Origin of the sequence: Blastopirellula marina, from assembly GCF_002967715.1 — a bacterium.
Lineage (GTDB): Bacteria > Planctomycetota > Planctomycetia > Pirellulales > Pirellulaceae > Bremerella > Bremerella marina_B.
Window position 1 is genome coordinate 211,227 of record NZ_PUIA01000081.1, and the last position, 20,759, is coordinate 231,985.

Genomic DNA, 20,759 nt, shown 5'->3' on the forward strand with positions numbered 1-20,759 from the left:
AGTTTGCCAACTTCTAAGCTTAGCCCCTCAGGGGAGAGGGGACCATGATTTACTCGCTCAGGGATACGCGTTAATCCTAAAGCCGGCAATTTGCAATATTCGTTTGCAGAATCGCTGACGCTCCCAACTGCTCCAACTGTTCCATTACGTCGATCACTTCTTTCCGCTTCACCATGGCCCGCACGGCGCACCAGGCGTTGTCTTCCAGCGGGTTGATCGTTGGCGAATTGAAACCAGGCGTGATCTTTTCGGCTTCGGCCAGTTTCTCGCGGGGAATGTTGTATTCCAGCAGCGAGTAGTCGCGGGCGATGACCACCCCTTCCAACCGCCGAACGATGCGATCGGCAAGTTCTGGTTGGCGTTTCTGTGTGTTCTGGATGAGTACCGTTTGATAGTTGCCGATCTCGGCGAAGATCTTCAAACGATTCGCGGCCAGCGTGCTGCCGGTTTCGACCAGGTCGACAATCGCATCGGCAATGCCCAGCGAGATCATCACTTCAACCGAGCCCGACAGGTTCACCAGGTGCGGATTGGCACCGTTGGCTTTCATGTAGGTCTGGGTCACGTGTGGGAAGCTCGTTGCGACGCGGCAGGTCTTCATGTCCTCGACACTCTGCCAGTCGGTATCTTCCGGCACGCACAACGCCAGGCGACATTTGCCCACGCCTAGTTCCATGCGGGTTTCAACGTCGACGTTCGCTTCCTGCACCAGGTCGCTACCGGTGATCCCCATGTCGATGGCCCCTTCGGCGCACAACACCGGAATGTCATCGGTTCGCAGGAAGGTGATGTCGATCGGCATATCGCGCACCCGAGCAAACAGGCTGCGATCTTGACGACGGAATTTCAGACCTGCGTCGCCGAGAAGTTCGGTGGCGACTTCCGCGAGTCGCCCTTTGCTGGGAATGCCAATCCGGAAGTTTTCCATGATGGTTCGCTGGGGGTTTAGATGTTGGTTTCAGAAGTTACTTAGGGTCGCGGGCCGCTTTTTCGTCGATTCCGGAAACACCAAAGCGGCGTCCCAGTTCGCTCTCGACTTCGGCCAGGGAAATCTCGCGATGTCCCAGCATGACCAGCAAGTGATAGATCAGGTCGCCGGCTTCGTAGATCAAGTGCTGACGTCCCTCTTCTCCCTCTTCGCCGGCCGCTTCCACGACTTCGGCGGCCTCTTCCATGATCTTTTTACCGATCTTGGGCACTCCACCTTGAAACAATTTGGTGGTGTACGACTTCTCTGGCGGGTTGGCGCGGCGATCTTCGATCACGGCCATCAGCGCTGCCAGAACGTTCATGGAAGAATCTGCGTTAGGTTCGCCGGACAAAGCACGGCCCCCTTCTTGAGGTAAACCAGTGGAGGAAGTTCGTTTCAGTGACTAACCCAACCCCCTTCGTCGAGTGGCCGGGAATCTAGTATTGTAGTCAGCAGGGGGTAAACTGAAAATTGCACCCCCGCCGAACCTTAACAACCGCGAAAGCCCCGGTTTTTCCCCAGAATCGCCCCCCATAAGCATGACCAATCCCACGACTGACAAAGACTTTACCTTCCGGGACTGCTGGTTTCTTTCGGGGGCCACCGCCAGCGGAAAGACCCGCGTGGGGCTTCGCCTGGCCGAGAAAATTAACGCGGAAATCATCGCCCTCGACTCGATGTCACTCTACCGCCTGATGGATATCGGCACTGCCAAGCCCACCCCGGAAGAGCAATCGGCAGCTACCCACCACCTGATCGATGTGCTCGATCCCAACGAGAATTCCAGCATTTCGCACTACCTGGAATTAGCCGAGGCCGCCGCAAAGGAAATCCGCAGCCGTGGCAAAGAGGTCCTCTTCGTAGGTGGTACCCCGCTCTATTTAAAGGCCCTGCTGCGTGGCCTTTCCGAAGGTCCCGCCCCCGATCCCGAGTTGCGCAAGGACTTGGAAGAGGAAGCTGCCAGGGTGGGTAACGCGGCCCTGCATGCCCGGCTGAAGATGGTCGATCCCCTCGCCGCGGCCCGCATTCACGAGAACGACACCCGCCGCATGATCCGCGCTCTCGAAGTGCATCAGGCCACCGGCCAGCCGATGAGCCATTACCAGTTCGAGTTTGAAGATCACGCCAAACCGGAAGATTGCAAAGCATTCTGGCTCTCGTGGGAGCGAAGCGTGCTGCACGATCGCATCAACCAGCGTGTCGAGGCGATGTTCCAGGCTGGCCTAATCGAAGAAGTGCAGCGGCTGCTCGACCAGTTCTCGCCCCTCAGCACCACCGCCATGCAGGCGGTCGGCTATCAGGAAGTGATCGATTACCTGGCTGGCAATCAAGAGCTTGAGTCGGCCAAAGATCGCGTCAAAGCTCGCACGCGGCAATTTGCCAAGCGGCAATGCACCTGGTTCCGCAGCCTGCCGGAATGCCGCGAGGTAACCCTTACCGAGCCATTCGATGCCGAAGCGGTCGCCCAGCAAATCTACGAAATGGGGACCGCCTCTTAGGCAGCGTCTGTCGCTATGGCCACCAGGTGACGTAGTAGGCCGACAGGCCCATCGTCATCCGCAGCAGCAGCGTGATCAGGATATACAACGAGAAGTGCAGGAAGCCGGACAGGGGCTGAATGTCGAACGAGCCTGCCGCGGCAAAGCCGCCACCAATCAGGCAGACAACCGCCGTGATCACGAAGTACGGCAGGTTCTCATTCAAGTTGCTGTCCAATTCCCAGTAGCCGATCAGAAACGCATAGATGCCCCAGATAAGGGCATACGCGGCAGAGCAAATCAATACGCGTACCCACAGTTCCTGACCGGAATAGGCCTCGTACTCGTCATCTCGCAGAAACCAATAGCCGCTCCAGCACAGAGGCACCGCAATCAGGAAAGAGCCTGCCGCAACAATCCACGTCAGGTTATTGGTATCTTCGGTCGAGTGCCCGATAAAAAATGCGATCGCGAATGCCGAGATCGCAGCGGTCAGCACTACGGCCAGGGCGGTGGTCGAAAACTTGGCGTCTTCGCGGGCCACTGGTTTGAAGACCAGCTTCCCTTCCTTCGACTTGACGCCGCCGAAGCCTTCCTTCTCGCGAAGGACCACTTGTTCCGACAGTTCCGGAATCTTGATCGGCTTCTTGCACGCAGGGCAAGGGCCTTCTCGACCGGCAAACTTGGCACTGACTTCAAAGCGTTTGAAGCAACTAGGACAGGTTACGCGTATTTTTTCTTGCTGTTCGGCCATGTTGTTCCGCGATAAGGATCGAAAGCAGGGCTTCCAGGGCAACGTGAAGATAAGCTAAGCCGCGCCTTTAACTTGCCCGGGGGCCACATTTTAGTCAACTGCTGAGCGATTGATAATGTGACATATCTGAGTGCCCTAAGTCGAGATCTGAGTGAAACTTCGGCGAAAGTACCCCAAAATTACGGAATGCAGGGCTTGAATTCATCATTTGTTCAAATCCACCCCCTATCCTGGAAGGATGATCGAACGATCACGAGCCCCAATCATTGCACGATGCAGCTGTCCGGCTCGATTTTCTCATACGAGGAGCGCAGGTGAACACTAAGTCCGACACCATTATGTTCCTGTGCCCCAATGGGCATCGGCTCAACGCTCCACAACGGCTGCAAGGCCAGCCTGGTAAGTGTCCGCACTGCAACGTGCGATTTCGCGTCCCCGGCGATTCGGCCGATTCCGACCCCAATTCACAAACCCTGTCTGCTTCGTCCTCGGCCAGCAGTGCCTCTTCCCTAAAAAATTCCGCCCCGGTCCAATCGGCCGGCCTCTCCGATTTTGGCCTGCGTGACGACCCCGAAACCTCTGACGTGCTACATTCCTCCATCGGATCGAAACAGGGAGGTTCCCCCATCGTCGCGGGGCACAGCCGTCTGTTTGTCGAGTTCACTCATCTGTGGAAAACGCGTGCCCCCGAGGCTTCGTTTGAAATCCACCTGCCCGAGGGAGAAATCTTCGTCCCGCACCACTACTCCCCCGAGAAATCTTCGCCTGAGCTCGGCTATTTCGCTCGCAAGGGGGACTCTGGCAAGTTTCAGATCCATTTGATCCCCTGGAAAGCGGTTTGCCGCCTGGTGGTCAACGGTGTGGCCGACCTTCCCTTCGACGTCTAATCCGCGTACGCTAGAAGACGAATCCCCGTAAATCGCATCCCAAGCTGGTTTATGGGGTTACGCCGCCTGAGGATGGGCGGTTAAGTTTCTAGTAATTTTGTGCACCTGGTTTCCACTCACCGTGCAAGATAACGCCGTGAACGCCGTCGAAATGAAGCCCCGTGTGGGGGCCGTTCGTTACTTGAACACCAAGCCCTTGGTTCACGGCCTGGGTGATGCGGATACTCCCTTCACGCTGTCGTTCGATTATCCCAGCCATCTGGCCGACCAGCTTTCGTTGGGGCTGTTGGACGTCGCCCTGATCCCCTCGATCGAATACTTTCTGGGGGACGGCTACCGCATCATCACCGATGCCTGCATCGGCTGCCTGGGACCGGTTTGGAGCGTGAAGATCTTCTTCCGCGTTCCCCCTCAGCAGGTTCAAACGCTGGCCCTGGACGAAGGCTCGCGTACTAGCGCTGCCCTGGCCAAGATTCTGCTGGCCGAGCGTCTAGGTGTCCGCCCTCGCCTGCAAGCGCTGCCGCTAGGTAGCGACATGCGAGACTGCGAAGCGGACGCGATCCTATTGATCGGCGATCGGGCGATCCATCCTCCGGCGATCGATGCCGTCGAGGTGTGGGACCTGGGGGAAACGTGGGTCGAATGGACAGGGCTGCCGTTCGTCTTCGCCATGTGGGTTGCCCGTCCTGGCGTGGCGACTGAAGCCATCGCTCAGCATTTGATGCAAGCCCGCAACAGCGGACTGGAAAACCTGCCGGAAATCGCCGAGCGGGAAGCAGCCAACTACCAGCTAACTACCAGCGAATGCTTCCAATACTTTCACGATAATTTACACTTCACGCTGGGCCCGCAAGAGAAAACGGCGCTCACGCGTTTTTACGACTATGCAGTGGGTTTAGATCTAGCACCCAGCGGCAGGACACCGATTTACGATGATTGCGAAATTGCTCGATAAAGCAGTCGCCGGCGAGCGACTGACCCCGGAAGAAGGCCTGAAGCTTCTCGAGTCGAACGACCTGCTGGCGATAGGCCGCGCCGCCGATGCGGTCACCCGGCGTCTGCACCCGGAAAACTACCGCACGTACAACATCGATCGCAACATTAACTACACCAACGTCTGCACGGCCGTGTGCCATTTCTGCGCGTTCTACCGCAGCCCGAAAAGCAACGAAGGTTACGTCCTTTCGCGCGAAGAAATCCTCAAGAAGGTCGAAGAAACGGTAGCCCTCGGCGGCGATCAGATCCTCATGCAAGGGGGCCTGCACCCTGAGTACAAGCTCGAGTGGTACGAAGAACTGCTCGGCGATATCAAGAAGGCTTTCCCCGAGGTCAACCTGCACGCGTTCAGTCCACCGGAAATCCACCACTTCACCAAGGTGAACAAGATCCCGCTAAGTGACGTGCTCCAGCGATTGAAAGACGCCGGCCTGGGTAGCCTGCCGGGGGGTGGCGCTGAAATCCTCAACGATCGCGTCCGCCGCGAACTGACCCGCGGCAAAGTGATGACCGACGACTGGTTGAACGTGATGCGAGTCTGGCATGAACTGGGGGGACGCAGTTCCGCGACCATGATGTTCGGGCACGTCGAAACGTTGGCCGAGCGAATCGAACATCTCGAACGAGTCCGTCAGTTGCAAGACGAAACAGGCGGCTTCACGGCATTCATCTGCTGGACCTTCCAGCCAGAGCATACCGACATGGCCCACATTCCACCGCGTGGCACGTTCGAGTACCTCAAGACCCAGGCCGTCTCGCGGTTGTACCTCGACAACATCCACAACATTCAATCAAGCTGGGTCACCCAGGGACTGAAGGTCGGCCAGTTGGCACTGCTATACGGAGCCAACGATATGGGCAGCCTGATGATCGAAGAGAACGTCGTCGCCGAAGCAGGCACGGTACACTTCCTGACCCTCCAGGAAATCCGCGACGCGATCAGCGAACTCGGTTACGAACCGCGTCAACGCAACGTCCACTACCAACTGCTGGCCAAAGAACACGAAATGAAAGCCGTCCAGGCCAACGCCCTGCGAAACCAGGAACTGGTAACGTTGTCATAAGACTTCATCGTCTTAAGTGCCGGAGGCCCAGCCGAATGTAGCCAGGGGCGTCAGCCCCTGGATCGACGCCCATTAAAAACAAAGAGCCCTGGAAGGGCGACCGAAGGCACAATACTCTCTTCGGTCGCCCTTCCAGGGCTCAATTCATTCTTGCCATCATCCGCCAAGGGCTGACGCCCCTGGCTACATTCGACCGGCCTTCCAGGCCTTAAGAATTCGCATCATCACTTGGTCGCACGTGGCGGCTTCACCTGCCAGCTTTCGCTAAAGAAGTCGGCAGCGACGATCTTCCCAGGCCACAGGGCATCGGGCTTGGTCGTCACGTCCACCACAGCCCAGTCAGGCAGTTTCGGCACCTGGCGAGCATTGTTCAGGTAAGCGTACTCGCGATAGGTGAAACCACTGTTGATCACCACGTACTTGGCTGGGTTCAGTGGGTTCGGGTAGATCAAGATCGGAGCGTTCTCGGTTGCCTTGTAGGTCTTGCCGCCAACGGTCACGGCATCCTTGGTCCACTGGATCGGCAACTTGTCGACGATCTTCGCCAGAACCGCGTTGCTACCTGGGTCGCCAAACAGGATGAGGTTGCTGTTGGCGATATCGGCATCGGCCACCATGTCATCGGTCTTCACGACCGCATCGCCACGGAACTGCTGACGCCACTGCTGGGTGAAGTGATTCATCTCGCCAATGGCCCAGTTGTTGGCGGCATCGTTCCACGGCTCGCCGGTGGGGCTGACTACGACGAAGCTATCGAGGAACGCGTCGTCGATCGGACCTTGCAGTCCTGGTACTTTCGCCAGTCCCGTTGGTGCACTGTAGCCCAACTGCCAGCCGTTGGCCGTGAACTCCAATTGAGCCGTCCACGAACGATCCGTTTCGGGACGCAAGGCCACCAGGTCAGCGATCTCCCCTTCACTGCCGGCCTCGGACGAGGCAATCCGAATCTTCACCGGCTGATCGACCGACAACAACTGCTGCCCGGCGGGGAAGTTCAGTTCCAGGCGCGTGATGTTCTTCGTCGCCAGCGAGATCGTATTGGTGCTGGAGTCGACCTTGGCATGCACCTGGGCCTGCTTCCAATGTTCACCCAGACCGGCAACCCGGACCCAATGCATCCGGGGGTAACGCAGCGTGTACGTGGCGAAGCGGATCTCGCTAGGCGTGGTGATGCGACCGACCTTGGCCAACTCGTCGAGCTTGGCTGAGATGATCACCTTGGAATCGGCGTGAATCGCGTGCTTCGTTTCCGGACCGATGATGTGCGTCAGACGCATTCCCTCGGCAGCGATCGCCTCTTCCATGACGTCGGCGGCTTGCTTCTGGATATCGAGTTCGCCACTGTAGGCGATCGTTGGCAAGTTAAAGACGTTCGCGGCGTAGCCAGGGCAGTCGTACCACTGCCACAGGGCCTTTTCGTACCAGGTCGGCTCCAGTGTTTCTTTTTGAAAGACGTCCAGGAACAGCGGCGTTTCCGAGAAGCCAGCCCCGGGGTTGGCCGCAAAGAACAAGTCTGGGTAGTGCACGGCCATCTGCCAGCACCCTGCCCCGCCCATCGAGAACCCACGAATCGCGACACGGTTGTCGTCGATGCGGTAGTTCGCTTTGACGTGCTCCATCCCTTCCAGGACGTCGATCTCGCCAGCGAACTTGAACGCGTTGCAGTACCGCCCAAACGGATGCAGCACGATAGTGCCAGCCGGTTGGAACTGCCCTGGCCGCTTCATCCGTTCGGCAATGAAGTTGGCTTCGGTGTTGCGTTCACCGCGGCCATGCAGCCAGATGTCGAGACGAAACGCGTCGTTCGAATCAAAGTTGTAGTTAGCCGGAATCTCCAGGCCATAAGGCTGCACCGTTTGATCGATCTTCGAGCGATAGCCGCGTACGACCAGTCCGGTTTGGGTGAGCCACGGGGCCTTCCCTTCCAAAAGCGCCTCGGCCCGGTTCAGACCTTCGGTGAGGGTCTGCTTGGCGGCGGCGATATCTTGCGGCTTGTAGAACTCGCGGTATTTGAGGGCTTCGTTGATCGCACGCGAAAAGATCTCGACATCCGGCAGCAGCTGCGGCGTGCGTGCATCGCGGCGCATCGCCAGCTTCTTGATCAAGTCGTCCAGCCGTTCGAGCCCTTGCGAAAGCTCCGCGGCGTCTTCCGCAGGCACTTCGATCCCTTCCGGCGGGATCACGCGGACCTGGGCCGGAATGTTATCGGCCGGGCCATCCGCCCAGGCAGAACTAGCAAGCAAACAGAACGAGGCAGCAAATAGAAGGCAGATTCGCATGAGGTCAATCCAGGCAGGGGGGCGAAAGGCCGACAGGTACGTTGTCGGCCAGGCTGGATTGATTTTAGCTGCTCGTCGTCACCGAGGAAACAATGCTCTACGAAGCTTCGTCTTCGTCGACGATCTCTTCGCGAACGATCACTTCGTCGTGATCTTTGCGAGGATCTTTCGTTTCGTACCAGCGACGCGGCGAGTCCCACCCGAATTCGTCGTGGGCCGTGTAAACGTAGCGAATTCGCATCTTCTTCTTCGCTGGCAGCGGCACTGGCACTGGTTCCGGCTCCGGCTGAAGCTCCAATTCCGGTTCCGGTTCTGGCTCCCACTGGGGTTCCGGTTCGAGGATGGCATCGGCCACGGGGAACTCTTCTTCGTAAGGTTCCTCTTCAACCGGCTCTTCGTCCAGCAGTGCATCCCAGTCGATCTGCGGCTTGCTGTCGCCGTCGGCATCCTTCAATCGGTAATTCACGTTGCCGTTGGTCTCGACACCAAAGTCCGACAGCGACAGGAAGTACTTGTCGGTAACGTCGCTCCCCTTCAGACGGTAGCTGACCTCTTCCTGCAGCACATCGCAGCGAAGTCGGACCGGCTCTTCCTTGGGTAGCTGAACGATTGGCAGCGGCACCGGTTCAGGCTCGACGTGCTTGATCACTTCAAAATCGATTGGCACGTACTCTGGCAAAACCACTTCGGTGTACTTGTTGGAAGGTGGCGGAACCGGTTCGGGCAGTGGGTTCTCGATATGGACGGTCACCTTGGGTTCCGGCAACGGAGCCTGTTTGACCTTCGGCTTCGGGGCTGGCTTCGGAGCGGGTTTTGGCTCCGGCTTGGGTTCCGGTGCGGGAGCCGGCAGTTCCATCTTCGGCAGCGGCTCTTCGATCTCGATCAAGCCGGGACGGCAGAGACCGGTGAACTTGGGAAGTGCCCGGACGTCGGCCCCCATGTCCTGGAACATCGCGGCGATGTGTTCGTGACAGGTAAAGATCAGCAGCTGATGCCCTTCGGCGGCGAACTCTTTGAAAACTTCCGCCGTGTTCTTCGAGCGTTTCGAGTCGAAGTTCACCAGCACGTCGTCCAGAATCACCGGCAGTACGCGCCCCTGGCGGGCAAACAAGTGAATCAGCGCCAAGCGAACGCTGAGAAAGACCTGCTCGCGGGTACCTTCGCTCAAGTGAGCCAGGCTCTTCGAGTCGGCATCCTTTTCTTCGACGAACAGGGTGTTCTCGTGCAGCGGCGTCCAAATGCGGATGTAGCGGCCGTCGGTCAGTTTCTTCATGTATGATGAGGCCAACCGCAGCGTTTCCGGCTGACGATCGTTCTCGTACACACGGCGAATCTGTTCCAATAGGCACGACGTGGTGGCCAGCGTCTGCCACTTTTCGATCGCCTTTTCCAGCTGGGCTTCTACTTCCGAAACCTCCAGCTGAGCATGCATCAGGCGGTCGTTCTTCTCGAGCGCTTCAAGCTGAACCTTCAGTTCGCCGCGACGCTCGAAACATTCCTGCATCCGCTTTTCAGCGTGCTGGTGGTCGGCCAGCAGCTTGGCCAGTTGCTCGTCGGCATCTTTGCTGATGGTTGTTTCGAGCCACGCTTCGATCTCTTCGACCGTGCACTCGCCATCGATCTTTTCGTCGATCTTTTCGTTCTGCTCTTCCAGCTTACCTTGCAGTTCTTCGACCTCTTCCGTTTTCACGATCCAGGTCAGGTACTCTTCTTCATCGGCGCTGTTGGCTTCTTCCAGAATCTGTTCGCGCTCGGCAATCAGTTCCTTCGCTTCTTCCGCGACTCGGCGGAAGTCGCCGCGGACCTTCTGCCCCTGCTCGAACAGCGTCGTACGCTGTTTGTGCTTCCCTTCCTGACGCAGCAGGTCATCTTCCAACTGACCCAACAACAGCAGGGCATCGTTGGTCTTGGGCTGCACGCCAACATCTTTGGCCAGGTGGGAAATACGACCCAGCAGGGCTTCGCGTTCTCGTTCGGCGATTTCGTTCTCGCTGCGAATCCCCTTCAGACGCTTACGGTACTGATGAATCTGAGCCAGGAAACGGCCCAGCGACTTCACGCGGTCTGGGTTGATGTCTTCCGGCAGATCGAGAACCCGCAGAGCGTCCTTCCAGTTTTTGCGGGCACGCACGACGGCGGCTTCCAAATCGCTGATTTGACGCGTGCTCGTCTCTTGCTGTTCGCGAACTTGCCCCAGCTTGTGCCCCAGCGGAATCAGTTCTTCCAGGCGAGTCAGGTGGTCTTCGGCACTCTTCAAGCGAGCCAGAAGCGCCCCATTGCCGCGTGGCAACGAAACATCCAGCTCTTTCTGCTCGGCTACCGCTTTGTCCAACTGCTGATCCAGCAGCATCAACTGACGCTTGGCCGAATCGAACTGCTGAGCGGTCTCGTTATCCATCTTCCGCTTCAGGCTGTACGATGCCACCATCGCCATCGAGCCGAAGATCCAGCCGAAATGCCCCAGGCCGGAACCAATCAGCAGGGCATTGCCGAAAATCGACATCAGCGTCATCGAGCCGCCAGCGATGAACAGCGCCCCCAGGAACACCATTTCCGGCTTGGGCATCATCTGATGTTCCAGCAGGTCGTGCGTTTCCGCTTCCGACTCGCGGTACTGAACGCGGATCTGGTCGATCTTGTCTTCCACTTGAATGCGGCGACGAAGCAAATTGACCAGGTCGCCAGCCTTGGCAAGGGCTTTATTCAGGTCTTCTTCACCCAGCGAGGTAAGCGACTCTTCGACTTCGCTTTCCACCCCCAGCAGCTCTTCTTCATGCGAAGACGTATGCCGCTTGGTGTCTTCCAGTTCCTGCGTTGCCTTTTCCAGCGTACGCAGAGGATCGCGCAAGCTACGCAATTGCTTCCGCGACAGGTCAGGCCGTTTGCCGCCGCGTGTCTTGATACCGGTCTGTTCCCACAGATCGTCGATCTCGGCATTGATTTGGGTCGCTTCTTCCTGGTTGCGATCCAACTGCTGCGTAAGAGACAGAATCCATTGCCGCTGCTCACCCAGGGCATCGACACGAGCTGCCTGGCGGGCAAGTTCCTGGTTCACAGGAATCGAACTGTGCTTCTCGCGTAGCTCGGTATAGCTGGCCCGCAGATCGCGGCACTTGGCTCGCTTCTTGGCGATCTGATCCTGCAAGCCATGTAGATGTCGTAGCGTCTCGCGCGAAACTTCCGGCAGTTCGCCGATCGAATCGATCTTCTCCATCAGCTTGTTGCGGCGATTGATCTCAGGCCGGATTGCCTGGCACATCTCGACGAAGTGGGCCATCTTTTCCAGATCGGCCACTTTGAACCCAAACTGGTTGATCTGCGTTTCCAGGGCTCGGCGCTGGTTCAAGAGGTTCGACCATTCCTGCGTGCCGCCGCGCAGCTGATCGATCTCCTTCTTGAGCACCTGATGCCGTTCGAGCAACTGATCGACGAGTGCTTCCTCTTCGCCGCCGGAAATCAGCCGACGTCGCGAGGTCTCCAGCTCACGCATCACTTCGGCCAGCGAAATGCGGTCGAGGCCGCTGGTTAATTCGTAAATCTTCTGGGCGGCCACACTGTCATCAAGTGTTGCCAGCAGTTGCATCTCGCGCAGACCAACCGCGAAGATATTGCTGTACGTCAGACGATCGACCCCTTCCAGCAGCGCATCCAACTGCGCGCGGCTTTGCCGGGTACCATCCTTCGCTTCAATCCAAACCTGTTCTTCGCTGCCGTCGTGATTGAAGCGACGAACCACCTTGAAGCGGCCCATCGAACCATTCACGCGCAGCGCACCACCAGGCTCGCCACCATGCACTGGCGGCAGATAGCGGCGTTCTGCATCCGGCTCTTGGCCGTACAGCATCGTCCGCAGGAAGTGCAGCAGCGTGCTCTTACCCGCTTCGTTGTGCCCGAACAATACGGTGATGGTCGGCGAAAGCTGTTCGACACTCAGGTCGTGCCAGACACCGAAACCGTCGATTTGAATTTGATTGAGTTGCATCCCTTCACTCCTGAAGATGGCCCATCACTGGCAGCCGGCGGAAATCTTGTTCACTCGGCTCGCAGCAATCGGACGCCAAGGCGGCGTGCATCTTGCAGCACACGGCGGCGATTTTCTCTGGATTCAATGGAGACCGCCTCGGCTAACTGGCTTTCCTCGTGCCCTGCGGCCAGGAATTGCGTTAGCTCGATCGGCAGACTGGGATCGGCAGCCAATTCCCGCGTCAGTCGCAGGTAATCGCCGCAGATCGATTGTTCCTGATACCACCCTTCGGGAATCACCGAGGCCGTTTCAACCGTCAGTTCGTACGTCCACGAACCCATCGGTTCTTCACCAAACTGCTTGTTCAGCTCGTCGGTGATCTCTTGCCAGGTTTCTTCCTTCAGCAGATCGCGGGTCGCTTCGTTGGCGACCATCACCCGCCAGTCGATCATCAACTGGCGATTTCCCTTAGTGGTGTTGAGCGTGTTGAGCCGGTTCTTGATGATCTGCGTCAGGTCGCTCACCTTCTTGCAGTTTTCCAGCTCGATGATTTCACTTTGCCAGCGGCAGACGTCGGTCGGAATCGCTTCCATGGCGATATCCCCTTCTTCGTCCACTTCCACCAGCGTGCAGCCCCGTTGGCCGTTGTGCGTGACCGTGCGTCCCTGCGGAGAGCCAGCGTACACGGCGATCGCCGGCGAACAGTTCAGCTTGTCACGCAGTTCTTTGCCACCCAATGCCCAATAAGGAATTTGGCTACGAGCGATCGAGTCCGACTCGAACTCGCCATGCAGCGCACCAATGGTGAACAGCCCGGCGGCATCGGGCCGGAACTGGCTCCAGCCAGGCTCGCGGCCGATATACCCTTGGGCAATGATCAGGCAGATTGGGAGGTCGCCGCGCTGATGCAGAATCTCGACCGGCTTACCAGGGCCGATCGTGTGCACGTTCGACGGCAGATGAATCGAAGCCGGCCAGCGTGCCGGCGGATCGCTCTCGCCGCCAAGCCAATAGACTTTGATCCCGGCGTCGTTGAGTGTTTCCAGTTGATCCAGCAAAAACCCGACAATCACCGGGCTGCTATGACGGACATCCAAGACGTTACCGGTGATCAGTACGAAGTCGACTTCATGCAGCAGCGCGTTCTCGACCACTTGCTGCATCGCTTGACGCGGCGCACTAAGGAAGATCTCGCGCAGATGCTTGGGGACTTCAGCGAGCCCTCCTAGCGGCTGATCGAGATGAATATCACCAGTTTGAATGAACCTGAACGGGGAACCAGGCGTCACGGCCTCTCTCCATGGCTGACGGCCTTCAAAATATCATGCGATAGCATCATGCATGCTTGCACACTGGGAGTAGTTTAACGAAACGTCAAACTTTCGCCTATCCAGATTTCTTAAAGTAGAGAAGCTACATAGCCGACACCACCACCCAGCTCGCCGGAGGAATTTAGGCAAGCTAGGAAAAGCCCGCCCCCACACCCAGCAATGCCCACCCAATCCCGTCCCTTCTCCCCGCCGGGGAGAAGGCCAGGGTGAGGGGCAAACCAAGTACCAGCTCCCAAGTTCTCAAAGAAAAAGAGAACCACGGATGACGCAGACTTACGCGGATAAGAGCACACAAAAACTTTCTTCCAAAAAATCTCCCCCAAACATTTGACATGTATACACATGTTCACATATCTTAGGGGAACCCCTGCGATTCCCCCTCGAGTCCAGGACCTGGAAACAGATCCCCCGGCTGCCACGCCCAAGTCTGCTTGGGCGTGCGAACACCATTTCCACTCAACCCAAAAGAAAAATGTCCCATCCCGACCCCCAACCTGAACAACACGGAGCCGGCCATCATAGCCAGACTCCGCAGGTTGCCGTGCGCGATGGGAACCGCATCATCTGCCCCTGCTGTGGTGAGGTGCTCATGGTCATCCCCGATCGACCGATCGAAGAGATGACCATCTTCCAGCAGGCCAACCAGGTCCGCGTCTCCCCCAAAGGAGACCCGCGGCGAACGTGCGCGGCCCTGGAAGAAATGATTGCCCGGCAAGAGGCCGAAGAACGAGGCGATCACCAGCCTCCGCAAGAGGAAGAACCGCCGCCAGAACCATTCGTCTACGTGCCAGACCCCAACCGGCTAACGTACCGGGCAGACCCGCTCGTCGAACCGATTGATCCCGAAGTCGCCGCCCACCAGTTCCCCGACATGCGACCTCCCTGGGTCGTTCCCCAGGCCAAGAAACCGCGGAAACCGCCTGCGTACCGAGCACCGCGCGAACGCGACGACAACACGCGCGAACGGGAATGGCAACTACGACGCATGAAACGCCCGCCCGAAGAGGCCTGGACGTACGAGCTGGCGCGGCTCTACGCGTGGACGTACTACCGCCTGCAGAAACTCGACCGGCAATTACAGGGCGAGATCTGCGCGAAGCAGGTCGAGTTGGATCGACTGGAACAAGAGTTGTTCGAGTTGAACCCAGAGCTCCAGCCCTTCAAAACGCAACCACGACAAGTGGCGCTAACGGCAACACGTTTGCTAAGTGAAGCGAATGCGAACGCCCCGACATTGGATACGCATGAACTGCAAACCGGCGCTCCGCACGCCCAAGCAGACTTGAGGGTGGCACCCGGGATGTCTTCTAACGTGTCGTCCGAAACGTTGAGCAACGTTTCATCTGGCGCATCAAACGCTTCAGCGAGTGAGTTTGAATGCCCAACCAGCCAACCACACGAACGCGGCCCGCCGTGACATGTCAGCTCCAACGGAGCGACCGTTCATAGCCAGGGGCGGCAGCCCCTGGTACCCGTGCCACCAACATCGAGTCCCAAGCCCCAAGGGGGCGGCCGAGTGTGCGCGCACCGGTTCGGCCGCCCTTTCAGGGCTTAAGATGTTTGTTGGGTGATCGCTTTCCAGGGGTTTCCCCCCCTGTCTATGAACGGTCGCCCCTTTGGGGCTGGCGAGAAGAAGATTGCGCGCGAACATGGTGCTCCCGTGAACGTTATCATCCCATAGGGTGCAAACAGCGCAGCGGATCGCACCGAATGCGGCCTCCATCGGTACCCACGACGAGCAACTCATTCGTGGTACGTTTCGCTGCGCGGAGACGAAACCTATCTAACTCGCTCCAACATGTCAGTCTAGATGGACGATGATATCAACAAACGGCAGGGCTAGTCCGGCCGCGGCAGCGGCAAGCATCACGATCGCCAACAGCAAGTAACTAGTAAACCAGAGCCAAGTAACCCACTGATATCGCTGGGGCAAATAGCAAACGGCGATCGCAATCGGCGCATCGATCAGCACGTGAGCCGCGGCCAATAGATACCAATAATTGACCATTCCGTTCGACCAAACGAATACCAATTCGGTGATCGCCGGAAGATCGAGTTCCATGGTATCGCATTGCTCGCGCACCATGGGAACAACCTTCACAAAAACCGCCAGCAGGACGACCGTGACAAAGCAATGAATCGACCAGGATAACGCGGAGGTAAGTAGACGCCCGAGAATTACCCAAATGGTCAGCTTCGAGGTCGTGGCCGCTGGCTCTTCGATGGTGGCCGCGTCGTACGGATCCATAACGACCTCTTCAAAATGGAATGTCTCTATCGCCGGCGCGCCTCGGCTGAGGGACGTTTTTGTCCTGACTTGGGTGCGGCTGGCTTCCTGGCTTCTGGGGCCACCGCATTTGGATTATCGGCTTGGCCTGTCAATTCGTAAAGAAATCGGCTCGTTTCGGTGGGGCGAGGTTTACCCCATTTCTTGCGTGCCAGGGCAAACGAGAAGGTCAGCCGTTCCTGGGCTCTGGTAATGCCCACATAGCAGAGCCTACGTTCTTCTTCGATCGCTTCGTCCCCGTCCTTCAGGCTGCGGCTATGGGGCAGAATGCCTTCCTCCATGCCCACCATGTACACGAAAGGAAACTCGAGACCTTTGGCCGCGTGCAGCGTCATCAGGATAACGCCGTTCTTTTTGAGCTGCTTCTCTTTCTCGTTGTCGAAGCCGTCGCCGGCCAGGGCGGTGTCGTCGAGGAAGCCGGCCAGGGTGGCCTTCTTTTTCTTCTTTTCCTCGTAGGCGCTCACGGCGTTGACGACCTGTTCGATCGCCGCTTCGCGCGACTCGCGATCGTTCGGGTCGGGATACAGCCGCGCAAGTTCCTGCTGATAGCCGATTGCCCCGATCAAATCGCGGACGATATCGGTCAACGAATCCTTACCCAATCGGCCATGATAATGCTTGATCAATCGCACAAACTTGCTGATCGCGTCGGTGGTTGTCGTCGACGCCCCCCCCCGCAGGGCCGCTGCCTGGGGCAGCACGTCCCACAGCGGTTTTCCTTCGTTGGTGGCATGATCCAGCAGATCCTTCACCGTCTTCTGGCCAATCCCCCGCGGAGGCGTGTTGATGATTCGCAGCAGGGCCACTTCGTCCTGCTGCGAGTTAATCAGCTTCAAATACGAAAGGATGTCGCGAACTTCCTTCCGGTCGAAGAACGACATCCCGCCGATCAGCGTGTAAGGAATGTTCATCGCGCGGAACTGCTGCTCGAATGCCCGCGGCTGTTCATTGGTGCGGAACAAAATTGCGAAGTCGCGAGGCTCGACGGCCGGGTCCTGGATGCGGCGAGAGATATCGCCGACCACTTCCTCGGCCTCTTTTTCCTCGTCCTTGAAGTACAGCACCTTCGGCTGGTCGCCGCCATGCCGGGCCGCGTTCAAGACTTTGTCGTAGCGCGTGCTGTTGAACGCCACCAGGCGGTTGGCCACCGTCAAAATGGCATTGGTGCAGCGGTAGTTGTCGGCCAGCAGCACCACCTTGGCTTCGGGCCAGTCCTCTTTGAAGCGGAGAATGTGCTTCACCTCGGCACCACGCCACGAGTAAATCGACTGGTCGTCGTCCCCCACCACGCACAAGTTGCGATGCCCTTCGGTCAGGCCGCGGACAATACGGTACTGCGAAGCGTTCGTGTCCTGGTATTCGTCGATCATCACGTGATCGAACAGGGCCGCTTCCTGCTCGCGGACGGCGGGGAAGTTGGTAAACAGCTCTTCGGTACACAGCAGCAGGTCGTCGAAGTCGAGTGCCCCGCAGGCCTTCAGCGCGTTCTGATAACGACGAAACGCGACCGCGGCCAGGTGTGCCTTGTCGGTATCGGCGTGGGCGAAGGCCTCTTTGGGGCGAATACCGGCCGACTTCCAGCGGCTGATAAAGTTCAGCATATCGCCGGGTCGCAGCGTTTCGTTGGGCACGCGGATCTCGCGAAGCACGCTGCGAGCCACCATTTCCTGATCGCTACGATCGTAAATGGTGTACGTATTGGGATAACCCAAATGGTTAATATGTCGACGCAGAACGCGAACACAATGAGAGTGGAACGTCGAAACGACTGGCTCGTCCTCGGAATTGGTGTTCTTGCCCAGCAGTTTCAGGGCACGTTCCTTCATTTCCGCGGCAGCTTTGTTGGTAAAGGTCACCGCCAGAATACGCTGCGGCTTGATACCATGCTTGATGAGATTCGCGATACGGAAGGTCACCACCCGGGTCTTGCCTGACCCGGCCCCGGCCAGCACCAACATGGGGCCTGACAAGGTGTTAACCGCTTCCAATTGTGGCGGATTGAGTCCGTTCACCCGATTCTCGTCCGTTGCTGCGTTGAAGTCGCTACCCTTTCGCAAGGCAAGTCTCGCGTAAAGGGTTACATCGTCTGTGTTCCGTTTCGCCCCTCACCCTAACCCTCTCCCCGAAAGGGAAAGGAGACCGGATGCGGTGCTCACCAATGTTCCACCGTTCCCAAACTATTATTTCAGGTCTGACCGACACTGAGAGCCCATTGATGGTACGAAGTTGACCTAGCGATATTCAATGGGGTCTTGCCTAACTTTCCACGGTTGCGGCAATTCGCGAACTGCGATGAAGCGCAACCCCTGCTAGAATGGCAGTTTGAATGCCCACAGAAGCGACTCAGGTTCTCAATCCGTCAAATGTTATGCTTGCTACGTGGAAAAAGTTTTTCTCGCAAATTGTGAAGCGCTGGGTCGCCAACGATCATTCCACGTCGGCGGCGGCGATCGCGTTTTACGTTTTGTTCTCGCTGGCACCCATTGTCGTGTTTTCAGTCGCCATTGCGGGGCGCATCCTGGAAAACGACGCCGAAGCCCGATTAGCCGCTATCAGCTATCTCAATAACGCGCTAGGCAAAGACTACGGAGCTGATATTGTCGAACAGATTAAGCTCTCGACATTCAATCAATCGACGTTTCTACCAGCGATTTTCTTCACGTTCATCGTCGTCTGGAGTGCCTCGAACACGTTCATGCAGCTTCGTAATGCCCTCAATCGAATCAACGGATTCGCCGCCGAGAACCTGCGAGGCAGCATCATTGCCGTGGTACTGGGGCGTTTGCGGGCCACGTTGTTTTCGATTGCGGTTGGTTTGCTCTTGGCCCTGGCGTCGCTGCTGAGTACCTGGTCGCACACCCTCTGGACCGAGACCAATTGGTTTCATTTCATTTCCGCACAAAACCAGGACTGGATCACCATGCAGGTCATCTCGTGGTTGACGGTGTTGGTCACTTTTTATGGCATGCTCCGATTCCTGCCGATGCGGCGACCGCCGTGGCGGGAGGTTCTCGCCGGTGCAGTGTTCGGCACCATCCTGTTTCAGGTCGCGAAATACGGAATCATCGAATTCGCGTCCGCCAATGTCGTTGCCAATGCCTATGGTACCAGCAGCGTGTTGGTGATTACCGTGATGTGGATTTTCATGTCCGCGCACGTACTGCTATTCGCCGCCGAGATCGGGCACATGCTCTTCTCGCCGGAAACTACTCCGTTCGAGAAATACAAATCGAAGTCGCCGGAGTAACCTTACTTTCCGGTGCGAATATACTGCCCCATCCGTTCGACCTGCCGATGCAGGAATGGCGACCAGGGGAAGCCCGTATTGATACGAATGAAGTTTTTGAACGCGCCACTGGGCGAGAAGATCGGCCCTGGGGCAAACTGAATCCCTTCTTCGCTCAGTGTGTGGTACATCTGCATCGCATCGACATGCCGCGGCATTTCGATCCACAGCACGTGACCACCCAAAGGTCGCGAGGCGCGGACTCCATCGGGAAAACAATTTCGCACTGCCCGTAAGGCGTCGTCCATTTGCTCGGCGAACTGCGAACGGACCTTCCGCAGGTGACGATCGTACGCCCCGGTTTCCAGGATCTCGGCGGCGACCAACTGCGGAGCAACCGACGTACATTGATTCACCACCAGCTTCATCAATTGAAACTGCTGCAAGTAACGCCCCGGAATGCACCACCCCAGCCGCAGCCCTGGCGACAGCGTTTTGCTGAAGCTGCCGCAGTAAAGGACGCGTCCCTGGGTGTCGTAGGCTTTGATCGCTCGCGGGCGAGGTGACCTGAACGAAAGGTCACCGTAAACGTCGTCTTCGACCAACGGAACCTGGTAGCGGTTTAAGATCTCGACCAGGCGTTTCTTATTCTCTTCCGGCATCAAGCTGCCGGTGGGGTTCGAGAAATTCGAAACGATCGTACACGCCGAGATATCGTATTTACCCAGCACATGGTCGAGGTGATCGAGCTGAATCCCGGTCTCCGGGTCACAGGCCACCTCCACCGCTTTCAGCCCCAATGACTGTAGCACTTCCAGCAGCGCGTAGTACGCCGGCGATTCGATCGCCACAATACTGCCCGGCGGGGCCACGCATTTGATGGAAAGATAAACCGCTTCCTTGGCCCCACTGGTGATAACGATATCATCGGGGCTGACCACGTAGCCAGCCTCGGTCCCGCGTTTGGCGATCGACTTACGCAGCGCCTCGTGCCCCGGTACCCCGTCGTAGCCGAAGCAGGCATCCGGCAAATCCCGCATCACCTTTTGATACGACTTATTAAGCACCGCCAGCGGCATCAATTGCGTCGATTGAACCGCCGCACCAAGGGTGGGCTCGGCACCAGAGCCAATCGCGGCGTTCATGCGCGTGGGGATGTTCGTTTGAATGACGCACGCTTCGCCGTTGGGCTTGGTCGACGAAAGCTTCGGCAGTTCCTCGGCCGGGCGACGAACGTAGTGGCCTGACTGCGGACGAACCTCGATCGTTCGCCAGTCTTCGAGCAAGGCCAGTGCGCTTTTGGCCGTGTTCAAGCTGACGCGATGCTCTTCACTTAAGCGACGGATCGACGGCAGCTTCTCGCCAGGCTCGAACGCCCCCGACTGAATCAGCCGCCGAATCTTGTCTGCCAACTGGTAGTAAAGCGTGTTCTCTTCGTCGCCGCCGACTGCAACGTCTGGTTGGGGGTCCGATTTCATCTGTCACCCATGTTCCCTTGGAAATCTGATTCGACTTGAGGCCAA

The 20,759-nt window shown here is 57.8% G+C and carries 15 protein-coding genes; 6 read left to right on the forward strand and 9 right to left on the reverse strand.

The genetic code is table 11. The features are described from left to right. Nucleotides 1–76: 76 nt before the first annotated feature. Nucleotides 77–928: an ATP phosphoribosyltransferase gene (gene hisG / locus C5Y96_RS24590; protein WP_105358979.1), complete on the reverse strand. Its 852-nt coding sequence runs from the start codon at nt 926–928 to the stop codon at nt 77–79. 37 nt (nt 929–965) lie between these two features. Next, the gene (locus tag C5Y96_RS24595) at nt 966–1,292 is read right to left on the reverse strand and encodes a phosphoribosyl-ATP diphosphatase (RefSeq protein ID WP_105358980.1); all 327 of its coding nucleotides are present in this window, start codon (nt 1,290–1,292) and stop codon (nt 966–968) included. Nucleotides 1,293–1,509: 217 nt separating this feature from the next. On the opposite strand from C5Y96_RS24595, the gene miaA reads away from it, so the two are divergent. Continuing rightward, the gene (gene miaA, locus C5Y96_RS24600; RefSeq protein ID WP_105358982.1) at nt 1,510–2,469 is read left to right on the forward strand and encodes a tRNA (adenosine(37)-N6)-dimethylallyltransferase MiaA; all 960 of its coding nucleotides are present in this window, start codon (nt 1,510–1,512) and stop codon (nt 2,467–2,469) included. A 13-nt stretch (nt 2,470–2,482) separates the two neighbouring features. Here the strand turns inward: miaA and C5Y96_RS24605 are convergent, their stop codons facing one another. Beyond that, nucleotides 2,483–3,202 carry a hypothetical protein gene (locus tag C5Y96_RS24605; RefSeq protein WP_105358984.1) on the reverse strand — a complete coding sequence of 240 codons (720 nt, stop codon included), beginning with the start codon at nt 3,200–3,202 and terminating at the stop codon, nt 2,483–2,485. Between the two features lie 314 nt (nt 3,203–3,516). Here C5Y96_RS24605 and C5Y96_RS24610 point away from each other — a divergent pair, with 314 nt between their 5' ends. The 3 genes from C5Y96_RS24610 (at nt 3,517) to mqnC (ending at nt 6,149) form a co-directional block, all read left to right on the forward strand. Next, complete coding sequence (locus C5Y96_RS24610) at nt 3,517–4,089, forward strand: hypothetical protein (protein ID WP_146115795.1); 573 nt, start codon at nt 3,517–3,519, stop codon at nt 4,087–4,089. 136 nt (nt 4,090–4,225) lie between these two features. Further along, nucleotides 4,226–5,044 carry a menaquinone biosynthetic enzyme MqnA/MqnD family protein gene (locus C5Y96_RS24615; RefSeq protein ID WP_233199106.1) on the forward strand — a complete coding sequence of 273 codons (819 nt, stop codon included), beginning with the start codon at nt 4,226–4,228 and terminating at the stop codon, nt 5,042–5,044. Then, entirely contained in the window at nt 5,022–6,149 is a 1,128-nt protein-coding gene (gene mqnC / locus C5Y96_RS24620; protein ID WP_105358989.1) for a cyclic dehypoxanthinyl futalosine synthase, read from the forward strand. The genes C5Y96_RS24615 and mqnC overlap by 23 nt, the downstream gene beginning before the upstream one ends. A gap of 224 nt (nt 6,150–6,373) precedes the next feature. On the opposite strand, the gene C5Y96_RS24625 is transcribed toward mqnC, so the two are convergent. The 3 genes from C5Y96_RS24625 to C5Y96_RS24635 form a co-directional block, all read right to left on the reverse strand. Continuing rightward, nucleotides 6,374–8,428 (reverse strand): prolyl oligopeptidase family serine peptidase, encoded by a 2,055-nt coding sequence (locus C5Y96_RS24625; protein WP_105358991.1) that lies wholly within the window; start codon nt 8,426–8,428, stop codon nt 6,374–6,376. A gap of 97 nt (nt 8,429–8,525) precedes the next feature. Beyond that, entirely contained in the window at nt 8,526–12,410 is a 3,885-nt protein-coding gene (locus tag C5Y96_RS24630; RefSeq protein ID WP_105358994.1) for an AAA family ATPase, read from the reverse strand. Nucleotides 12,411–12,460: 50 nt separating this feature from the next. Next, on the reverse strand, nt 12,461–13,681 hold the full coding sequence (locus tag C5Y96_RS24635) for an exonuclease SbcCD subunit D (protein ID WP_105358996.1): 1,221 nt from the start codon (nt 13,679–13,681) through the stop codon (nt 12,461–12,463). Between the two features lie 514 nt (nt 13,682–14,195). On the opposite strand from C5Y96_RS24635, the gene C5Y96_RS24640 reads away from it, so the two are divergent. Further along, on the forward strand, nt 14,196–15,140 hold the full coding sequence (locus C5Y96_RS24640; RefSeq protein ID WP_105358998.1) for a hypothetical protein: 945 nt from the start codon (nt 14,196–14,198) through the stop codon (nt 15,138–15,140). Between the two features lie 384 nt (nt 15,141–15,524). Here C5Y96_RS24640 and C5Y96_RS24645 read toward each other — a convergent pair whose 3' ends face one another. Further along, a complete protein-coding gene (locus tag C5Y96_RS24645; RefSeq protein WP_105359000.1) occupies nt 15,525–15,971 on the reverse strand; it encodes a hypothetical protein in 447 nt (148 codons plus the stop codon). Between the two features lie 26 nt (nt 15,972–15,997). Next, nucleotides 15,998–18,022 carry an ATP-dependent helicase gene (locus C5Y96_RS24650; RefSeq protein ID WP_233199107.1) on the reverse strand — a complete coding sequence of 675 codons (2,025 nt, stop codon included), beginning with the start codon at nt 18,020–18,022 and terminating at the stop codon, nt 15,998–16,000. A 314-nt stretch (nt 18,023–18,336) separates the two neighbouring features. On the opposite strand from C5Y96_RS24650, the gene C5Y96_RS24655 reads away from it, so the two are divergent. Continuing rightward, a complete protein-coding gene (locus C5Y96_RS24655; protein WP_105359002.1) occupies nt 18,337–19,257 on the forward strand; it encodes a YihY/virulence factor BrkB family protein in 921 nt (306 codons plus the stop codon). A 2-nt stretch (nt 19,258–19,259) separates the two neighbouring features. Here C5Y96_RS24655 and C5Y96_RS24660 read toward each other — a convergent pair whose 3' ends face one another. Further along, entirely contained in the window at nt 19,260–20,714 is a 1,455-nt protein-coding gene (locus C5Y96_RS24660) for a PLP-dependent aminotransferase family protein (protein WP_105359004.1), read from the reverse strand. Between the last annotated feature and the right edge of the window lie 45 nt (nt 20,715–20,759).

Coding starts and splice junctions, on each gene's coding strand:
- mqnC (WP_105358989.1), top strand. CDS start 5,022: ATGATTGCGAAATTGCTCGATAAAGCAGTCGCCGGCGAGCGACTGACC.
- C5Y96_RS24605 (WP_105358984.1), bottom strand. CDS start 3,202: ATGGCCGAACAGCAAGAAAAAATACGCGTAACCTGTCCTAGTTGCTTC.
- C5Y96_RS24595 (WP_105358980.1), bottom strand. CDS start 1,292: ATGAACGTTCTGGCAGCGCTGATGGCCGTGATCGAAGATCGCCGCGCC.
- C5Y96_RS24640 (WP_105358998.1), top strand. CDS start 14,196: ATGTCCCATCCCGACCCCCAACCTGAACAACACGGAGCCGGCCATCAT.
- C5Y96_RS24630 (WP_105358994.1), bottom strand. CDS start 12,410: ATGCAACTCAATCAAATTCAAATCGACGGTTTCGGTGTCTGGCACGAC.
- C5Y96_RS24655 (WP_105359002.1), top strand. CDS start 18,337: ATGCCCACAGAAGCGACTCAGGTTCTCAATCCGTCAAATGTTATGCTT.
- hisG (WP_105358979.1), bottom strand. CDS start 928: ATGGAAAACTTCCGGATTGGCATTCCCAGCAAAGGGCGACTCGCGGAA.
- C5Y96_RS24625 (WP_105358991.1), bottom strand. CDS start 8,428: ATGCGAATCTGCCTTCTATTTGCTGCCTCGTTCTGTTTGCTTGCTAGT.
- C5Y96_RS24645 (WP_105359000.1), bottom strand. CDS start 15,971: ATGGATCCGTACGACGCGGCCACCATCGAAGAGCCAGCGGCCACGACC.
- miaA (WP_105358982.1), top strand. CDS start 1,510: ATGACCAATCCCACGACTGACAAAGACTTTACCTTCCGGGACTGCTGG.
- C5Y96_RS24660 (WP_105359004.1), bottom strand. CDS start 20,714: ATGAAATCGGACCCCCAACCAGACGTTGCAGTCGGCGGCGACGAAGAG.